Raw genomic sequence first — 508 nt, forward strand, 5'->3', positions numbered from 1 at the left:
GTTTTATCGGGGTTATCGGACCAAATACGCAAGCCTTGCCCTGCCTGAGCTTTCCACTCATGCTCGATACCTAGTGCGTCCGTCCAATTAGGGAGCTTGATCGAGTACTTGCCATCGGCTTTAGTTTCGGTCCAATAGACCGGCGAGACAGCACCCTTCAGCTTTTTGTTTTTAAAATCAACCCACTGGGCATACACTTTGACGCCAGCCAGGCCCTCATCATTACTGTCAAAACTAGCGATACTGCCGCCTCGGTCGTGGAAAACTCGGCCATATACCGAGCCTTTAATTTCACCGAGATTACCGTCTGACCGCTGTAGCTCATAGGCTTGTGCAGAAGGAGCGCTAAACGTCGGGGTGAGACTCAAACACAAAGCTGCAGCAGTAAGGCCCGCCCACAGCTTCTTACGAAGAGATACCCCCCCCCCGCTCGATTGCCAGCCGGAGCGAAAATGCCGGGTGCCGAATTAAGCGACCCCGTGTAGTGAGACATCTTTTCTCCATTGGT

1 protein-coding gene is annotated in these 508 nt (G+C 52.8%); it reads right to left on the reverse strand.

The genetic code is table 11. From position 1 onward, the window contains the following. Positions 1 to 368, reverse strand: a 368-nt coding sequence (locus tag ACRQDJ_RS09265) for a hypothetical protein (RefSeq protein ID WP_435718009.1), incomplete at its 3' end; no start/stop codon positions are given. Positions 369 to 508: the final 140 nt, after the last annotated feature.

The organism is Actinotignum urematis (assembly GCF_051264595.1).
GTDB classification, from domain to species: Bacteria; Actinomycetota; Actinomycetes; order Actinomycetales; family Actinomycetaceae; genus Actinotignum; species Actinotignum timonense_A.